The following is a 6239-nucleotide window of genomic DNA, read 5'->3' on the forward strand; positions in this document are numbered from 1 at the left end:
CCAGGTTCAGGTGCACCGGCCCGGGGTCGGCCGAGCGGACGCCGGTCGACGCCTCGAGCGCCCGCCGGGCGAGGGCGAGGGCGCCGGCCGCCTCGGCCGGGCCGCCGACCGGGGCCGGCTCGTCGACGCTGAGCCGGACGGCCCCGCCGAAGATGCCCGGCTGGACGGTGGTCTGGTTCGATCCGATGCCGCGCAGTTCGTCCGGCCGGTCGGCGGTGAGCAGGATCATCGGGACGCCGGAGTGGTGGGCTTCGAGCACGGCGGGGTGCAGGTTCGCGACGGCCGTTCCGGAGGTGGTGACCACGAGCGCCGGGACGCCGGTTTCGACGGCCATGCCGAGCGCGAGGAAGCCGGCTCCCCGTTCGTCGAGGCGCACATGCAGGCGGATGCGCCCGATCCGTTCGAGTTCGGCGCAGGCCAGGGCGAGCGCCTGCGAGCGAGATCCCGGGCAGAGCACGACGTCGCGCACGCCGAGGCGCACGAATTCGTCCAGCAGCGCGACGCTGAAGGCCGTCGCCGGGCTGCCGCCCTGGGCGGGTTCAGGCACCGCCGGTTCAGGCACCGCGGGTTCAGCCACCGACAGGCTCAGACGTCCCGGCGGTCGGGCTGTTCGCCCTCACCGGGATCGGCCGGCTTGGGGTCCCTCCCGGGGGCTGCGTCCGGCCGGGGGGCGCTGTCGGCCCGGGGGTCGGGCTTGTCGAGGTCGGCCAGTTCCTGCTCCATCTGCCGGATCCGCTCCTGCTGCCGGCTCTCGCGCCCGAGCCGCTGGAGGAAATCCGGGTCATCGTCGGGGGCGAGCGAACGGGTGATGCGACCGCCGGCACCGCCGGCGCGGCCGCGACCGACGAACAGCCAGAGCAGGGGGCCGATCACGGGCACGAGGATGAGCACGAAGATCCAGACCCAGCGCGGCAGGCCGCGGATGCGGTTGCGGTCGGCGAGCGCACAGTCCACGAGCGTGTAGACGGTGAGGATGACGACAACCAGTCCGAGACCGATCAGGAGCTTTGGCATATCTGATTGTAGGCCGCGCGGCCGAGAGTAGGGTGAGCGCCCACACAGCCCCCGCGTTCTAAGCTGAAGGCATGAAGGCCGTTCCCGCTTGGTTGTCCTATTCGCTCCTGCGCGTGCTGATGTTCGCCGTCCCGCTCGGCGTCCTGCTGGCGTTGCAGCTCGAGTGGTGGCTGGCTGCGCTGGTCGCCGCGGTGATCGGCCTGTGCCTCTCCTACATCTTCCTGCGCAAGCCCCGGGAGAACGTCGCCCGCGACCTGTATGCCGCCCGGCATCCGGCCACCGAGCCGGTGCACCCCGACGCCGAGTCGGAGGACGCGGCGCTCGACCGCCTCGACCGTGCCAGGGACGAGCAGGCCGGACGCGAAGGCTAGAGCGCGAAGGCGAGCCCGAGCAGCAGGCCGTAGCCGAGCGCGGCCAGGCTGGTGAGCTGCAGGGCCAGGATCAGCTCCCGTGACGTCTTCGCCGTCACGGTGATCAGGCAGGCCGGCAGCGCCAGCAGCAGCACGAAGAACGTGAAGTACGCCAGCGGATAGAAGATCGAGAAGAACGCCGCGATCCCGAACGGCGCGAGCAGGAAGACGCAGAACACGACGCGGGAGGGCACGTTGCCGATGAGGACCGCGAGCGTGCGCTTGCCGGCCTCCTTGTCGGTGTCGCGGTCGCGCAGGTTGTTCACCATCAGCACGGCGCAGGCGATCAGGCCAATGCCGACCCCGCCCAGCCAGCTTTCGGTGTTGACGGTCCCGGCCTGGACGTAGGTCGTTCCGAGCGTCGCCACCAGCCCGAAGAAGACGAAGACGAAGAGTTCACCGAGGCCGAAGTAGCCGTAGGGCTTCTTGCCCCCGGTGTAGAGCCAGGCGGCCCCGATGGCCGCGGCGCCCACGAGGAGGAGCCACCACTGCTGGGTGATCACGACGAGCGCGAGCCCGGCCAGCGCCGCAAGGCCGAAGAAGGCCAGCGCCACGCTCAGGACGGTGGAGGGTTTCGCCGCCCCCGACCCGGTCAGCCGCGCAGGGCCGACGCGGTAGGCATCCGTGCCGCGCACGCCGTCGGAGTAGTCGTTGGCGTAGTTCACGCCGATCTGCAGGCACAGGGCGACCATGAGGGCGAGCAGCGCCTCCACCGCGTGGAACACCCCGGGGCCGGTGGCCACGATCGCCGCTCCGGTGCCGAGGGCGACCGGGGCGATGGCGAGCGGGAGGGTGCGCAGCCGGGCGCCGGAGACCCAGTCGGCGGCCGTGGCCGGCTTCACCTTCGCCGGGCCCTTGCGGGGCGCGCCGTTCCTGGCCGAGCCGTTGCCGGCCGCGCCCTTCCTGGCCGAGCCGTTGCCGGCCGCGCCCTTCCGGGCCGAACCGGTCGCCTGGGCGAGTCGTTCGGCGGGATTCAACCGCTGCATTTTCGGCCTGACCGGCCGCGCTCCGTGTGCCACGCAATCATGCTACTGGGCCGAGGCGAGGAGCCGGAGCAACGCCTGCCGGTCCGGCTTGCCCGAGGCCAGGACCGGGATCGCGGCCACGGCCACGACGCGTGCCGGCCGCGCCGCCTTGCCGAGCAGGGATGCCGCCGCCGCACGGATCTCCGCCAGCTCGGCCGGCCGGGGCGGCCCGTCCGGCGCCGCGGCGAGCACGACGACCGGGACCTGGCCCCACTGCGCGTCGTCGGCGCCCAGGACGACCGCCTCGGCGAGGCCGGGGAGCGTGCGCACGATCCGTTCGACGGCGTCGAGCGACACCTTCTCGCCCCCGGAGATGATGACGTTGTCGGCGCGCCCGAAGACCTGCACGAGACCGGTCTCGGGGTCGACGGCGCCGAGGTCGCCGGTGCGGTACCAGCGCACCCCGTGCTCGACGGCGAAGCGCTCCGCGGTCAGTTTCGGGTCACCGAGGTACCCCTCGGCCAGCACGGCGCCGGCGATCTCGAGCTGCCCGTCTACGACGCGCGCACTCGTGTCGCCGATGGACACCCCGTCGTACACGCAGCCTCCGGCCGTCTCCGAGGAGCCGTAGCTGCGCACGACCCGCAGGCCCCGTTCGTCCGCGCGGCGGAGCAACTCGGCCGGGACGGCCTGGCCTCCGACGAGGATGGCCGTGAAGCGCCGGAGCACGGCGAGGCTGTGGCGGTCCTCGGCCGCGGCCTGCATCAGCCGGTCCAGCTGCACGGGGACGAGCGAGGTGAACCGGAGCGGCTCGCTGAGCCTGTCGGCGAGCCGGAGGAAGGCCGCCGGGTCGAACCCGCCCGGCGGCAGCACGAGCGGCGTGGTCTGGGCCGCGATCGACCGCACGAGCACCTGCACCCCGGCGATGTAGTGACCCGGCAGGGCGAGCAGCCATTGGCCGGGCCCGCCGAGGGCCACGTTCGACGCGGCGGCGCCGGCCAGCAACGCGTCCGTGCTGAGCATCACCCGCTTCGGGGCACCGGTCGAGCCGGACGTCTCGATGACGACGGCCACCCGGCGAGGCACGACTCCGATCTTCCGGGCGCCTTCGCTCCCCGGCACCGGCATCACGGCGTCGCCCTCCGCGGTGAGCGCCAGGCGCAGCAGGGCCAGGAGCCGCGTGGTGTTGTCGGCCGGAACCGCGATCAGCGCCCTGGGCATGGACGCGCCTAGAACTGCCAGGGGTAGGGGGCCCAGTCCGGTTCCCGCTTCTCGAGGAACGCGTCGCGGCCCTCGACGGCTTCGTCGGTGCCGTAGGCCAGCCGCGTCGCCTCCCCGGCGAACACCTGCTGGCCCACCAGGCCGTCGTCGACGGCGTTGAAGGCGAACTTGAGCATCCGGATGGCAGTGGGCGACTTGGTCAGGATCTCCCGCGCCCAGTCGAGGGCCTCCGCTTCGAGGTCGGCGTGCGGCACGACCGCGTTGACGGCGCCCATCTCGAGGGCCCGCTCGGCGGAATACTCCCGGGCGAGGAAGAAGACCTCCCTGGCCGCCTTCTGGCCGACCTGGCGGGCGAAGTAGGCGCTGCCGTAACCGGCGTCGAAGGAGCCGACGTCGGCATCCGTCTGCTTGAACTTGCCGTGCTCGGCGCTGGCGATGCTGAGGTCGCAGACCACGTGCAGGGAATGCCCCCCGCCGGCGGCCCAGCCCGGGATGACCGCGATGACGACCTTGGGCATGAAGCGGATGAGGCGCTGCACTTCGAGGATGTGCAGGCGTCCACTGCGGGCAGCATCGATCCCGGAGGCCGTCTCACCCTCGGCGTACTTGTACCCGTCGCGGCCGCGAATGCGCTGGTCTCCCCCGGAGCAGAACGCCCAGCCGCCGTCCTTCGGGCTGGGTCCGTTCCCGGTGAGCAGCACGACGCCGATGCGCGGGTTCGTGCGTGCGTCCTCGAGCGCCGCGTAGAGCTCGTCGACCGTGCGCGGCCGGAAGGCGTTGCGCACCTCCGGCCGGTTGAACGCGACCCTGGCGATGCGGCCGGTCAGGTCGTGGTGGTAGGTCACATCGGTGAGGGTGTCGAAACCGGCGACGTCGCGCCACTGGCCTGGGTCAAAGATCTCGGACACCTGTTCGCTCATGCAGCCAGACTACGCGGGCGAGCTCCGGGCTCCAGCAGCCGCCCCCCGAAAGGTGGGCATTGAGCACCATCGGCGGCCCGGATGTCAAGCCCCTTTTGCGCCCAACGCGCAGGCTGTGTACTGATCTCCTTGGTACGACCCGGAGGTGTCATGAATAACGTCGGTGTTGACGGTATGAACCGTCACGAAGTCCGTATTACCGAACTCTCAGCAACGGAATGGCGAATCTGCGATAGGTCGATTCCCGACGGGGATCCGTCGGCGGTGCTGGGATTCATCCAGCAGGTCGAGGGCGCATACGAGGTCACCCGCCTCGGCTCGCTCCGCGAACGCACCTATTTCTCGTCGTTCGAACGAGCAGCGGCGAGCTTCGCCGGCCGGGCGGTGATGTCATGACGATCACCGCGCATTCCGCCCCGTCGAGCGCCCGCTACGGCCGCGCATCCACCGATGCCTTCGGCGACTACCTGCGCCGGATCGGCAAGGGTGCCCTGCTCACCGCCGAGGACGAGGTCGACCTCGCCCGCCGGATCGAAGTGGGCCTGTTCGCCGAGGAGAAGCTCCTCAAGGGAAGCATCGACGACCCCGCCCTCGAACGCGAACTGGCCTGGCTCGTGCACGACGGACGCCGCTCGAAGAATCACTTCATCGAGGCGAACCTGCGTCTGGTCGTGAGCATCGCCAAGCACTACTCCGGGCGCGGAGTGCCCATCATGGACCTGGTCCAGGACGGCAACATCGGGCTCGTACGGGCGGTCGAGAAGTTCGACTTCATGACCGGGTACAAGTTCTCGACCTACGCCACCTGGTGGATCCGCCAGGCCATCCACCGCGGCATGGCCGACAAATCGAGGATGATCCGAATCCCGGTGCACACCGCCGAGAAGCTCAACAAGATCAAGCGGATCCGTCGCGACCTGACGAGCACGCTCGACCGCGACCCGACCGTGCGCGAACTCGCCGAGGCCACCCAGATCCCGGCCCGCGACGTTGCCCGCCTGCTGCAATACGACAACGAGCCGATCTCGCTGCACTCACCGGTCGGGGACGGCATCGGGGACATCTCCGAGTTGATCATCGACGATGACCTGCCGCAGCCGGACGAGTACGCCACCATCGCCCTCCGGGCGGCGGACATCACGTTCTACCTGGACGCGCTGCCGCCGCGGGAACGGGCCATTCTCCAGGCCCGGTTCGGACTCGACGGCGACGCCCCGAGAACCCTCGACCAGATCGCGCTCATCCAGGGCGTGACGCGGGAGCGGGTCCGGCAGATTGAGAAGCGCGCACTGGCTCTGCTGCACGTGCCCCGTTTGGAGCGCTACCTGCGGGACTAGCCCCCGTTACCTTCTTCGTATCCCTTGATCGTGTAATTGTGTGAGGGTATTGGCCTGTCAGGCCCGGCATGATTGTTGCCCCCAGTCGTTGATGATCCGGGGGGTGTTGTCACCGGGTCTGATTGGCATCAGGTGATCGCTGATAGGGGCTGGGCCGGACTCGTTTCTAGGCCGTTCGTAACGCGGATGCCGAGACTTGATGCCGTGGTTCCTGGCCAGCGATGACAGGAGACGGGAGCATTCATGATCGACAATTACGACAGCGTTGACGTTTTCATCGGCGTTGATGTTGGCAAGGGAGAGCACCACGCGGTCGCCCTTGATCGCGCTGGGAAGCAGCTGTTCGATAAGGCTCTGCCGAACGAGGAATCC

At 70.1% G+C, this 6239-nt stretch carries 9 protein-coding genes; 4 read left to right on the plus strand and 5 right to left on the minus strand.

Features of this window, described 5'->3' with window-relative positions; translation table 11 throughout:
* A partial coding sequence (locus E3O23_RS09990; protein ID WP_255453299.1) for a thiamine pyrophosphate-binding protein occupies nucleotides 1-547 on the minus strand: 547 nt, incomplete at its 3' end.
* A gap of 38 nt (nucleotides 548-585) precedes the next feature.
* The gene (locus tag E3O23_RS09995; RefSeq protein WP_134490626.1) at nucleotides 586-1014 is read right to left on the minus strand and encodes a PLD nuclease N-terminal domain-containing protein; all 429 of its coding nucleotides are present in this window, start codon (nucleotides 1012-1014) and stop codon (nucleotides 586-588) included.
* Between the two features lie 71 nt (nucleotides 1015-1085).
* Between E3O23_RS09995 and E3O23_RS10000 the strand changes: the two genes are divergently transcribed.
* A complete protein-coding gene (locus E3O23_RS10000) occupies nucleotides 1086-1385 on the plus strand; it encodes a DUF4229 domain-containing protein (protein ID WP_134490628.1) in 300 nt (99 codons plus the stop codon).
* Here the strand turns inward: E3O23_RS10000 and E3O23_RS10005 are convergent.
* Genes E3O23_RS10005 through E3O23_RS10015 form a run of 3 tightly spaced genes read right to left on the minus strand, consistent with a single transcriptional unit; the run spans nucleotide 1382 to nucleotide 4530 of the window.
* Nucleotides 1382-2410 (minus strand): 1,4-dihydroxy-2-naphthoate polyprenyltransferase, encoded by a 1029-nt coding sequence (locus E3O23_RS10005; protein WP_134490636.1) that lies wholly within the window; start codon nucleotides 2408-2410, stop codon nucleotides 1382-1384. The two genes, E3O23_RS10000 and E3O23_RS10005, sit on opposite strands and share 4 nt — an antisense overlap.
* A 42-nt stretch (nucleotides 2411-2452) precedes the next feature.
* On the minus strand, nucleotides 2453-3610 hold the full coding sequence (locus tag E3O23_RS10010) for an AMP-binding protein (protein ID WP_174776630.1): 1158 nt from the start codon (nucleotides 3608-3610) through the stop codon (nucleotides 2453-2455).
* A gap of 8 nt (nucleotides 3611-3618) precedes the next feature.
* Nucleotides 3619-4530 (minus strand): 1,4-dihydroxy-2-naphthoyl-CoA synthase, encoded by a 912-nt coding sequence (locus E3O23_RS10015; protein ID WP_134490630.1) that lies wholly within the window; start codon nucleotides 4528-4530, stop codon nucleotides 3619-3621.
* Nucleotides 4531-4680: 150 nt separating this feature from the next.
* Between E3O23_RS10015 and E3O23_RS10020 the strand changes: the two genes are divergently transcribed.
* The 3 genes from E3O23_RS10020 to E3O23_RS10030 all read left to right on the plus strand — a co-directional run.
* Complete coding sequence (locus E3O23_RS10020) at nucleotides 4681-4926, plus strand: hypothetical protein (RefSeq protein ID WP_134490632.1); 246 nt, start codon at nucleotides 4681-4683, stop codon at nucleotides 4924-4926.
* Nucleotides 4923-5867 carry a sigma-70 family RNA polymerase sigma factor gene (locus tag E3O23_RS10025; protein WP_134490634.1) on the plus strand — a complete coding sequence of 315 codons (945 nt, stop codon included), beginning with the start codon at nucleotides 4923-4925 and terminating at the stop codon, nucleotides 5865-5867. The genes E3O23_RS10020 and E3O23_RS10025 overlap by 4 nt, the downstream gene beginning before the upstream one ends.
* Nucleotides 5868-6110: 243 nt before the next feature.
* Nucleotides 6111-6239, plus strand: a 129-nt coding sequence (locus E3O23_RS10030; protein ID WP_166790477.1) for an IS110 family transposase, incomplete at its 3' end; no start/stop codon positions are given.

The sequence above is a fragment of the Cryobacterium tagatosivorans genome (assembly GCF_004402215.1).
Lineage (GTDB): Bacteria > Actinomycetota > Actinomycetes > Actinomycetales > Microbacteriaceae > Cryobacterium > Cryobacterium tagatosivorans.